The 613-nt window shown below is 40.9% G+C and carries 1 protein-coding gene; it reads left to right on the top strand.

Translation table 11 applies throughout. From position 1 onward, the window contains the following. Nucleotides 1-96 precede the first annotated feature (96 nt). Nucleotides 97-613, top strand: a 517-nt coding sequence (locus A3739_RS21210) for a diguanylate cyclase (RefSeq protein WP_231877121.1), incomplete at its 3' end; no start/stop codon positions are given.

Below are 613 nucleotides of genomic sequence, written 5' to 3'. Positions count from 1 at the left end.
ATTAGCAAAGAAGTTTCGCTGTGCGAAAAGCTGGTCAAGGAAGCGACGCATGATCAGTTAACGGGCTTATCTACAAGACGCAAACTCGAAGAATTCGTGAACATGCTCATCAGTAGTTCACATAGATCAAACCGTTTGTTCGCAATCTTGTTTATTGACCTGAACAACTTCAAACCAATTAATGATCTACACGGGCATGAGGCAGGGGAAGCAGTACTCAAGAGCATCGCAAAACGAATCAGTGCTTTAACTCGTCAAGAAGACTTATGTGCTCGAATCGGTGGTGATGAGTTCGTGGTTGTCATATCTGAGTTGAAAAACAACTCAAAACTAAAATTCATTACCGCAAGGTATGCGAGTGAGCTAAGTAAAAATATTGCTTATGAAGATTACTCTATTTCGATCAGTGCAACAACATTTCCTGCTGACGGGAAAGACTACACGTCTCTAATACAGCATGCAGACCGTGCGATGTATAGAGAAAAGTTACGTGATGCTAACGGTCGATCTGATATATCTCACACACTCGAACCCAATGAAGCGGACAAAACCTGTAAACAACTATATTCACTGACGTATATCAGTGAATCATTAGTGTCTAAAGAAGGCATAT

The organism is Oleiphilus sp. HI0067 (assembly GCF_001635735.1).
The sequence above is the reverse complement of the archived record's forward strand: the minus strand, read 5'-3'. Positions and strand labels throughout refer to the sequence as shown.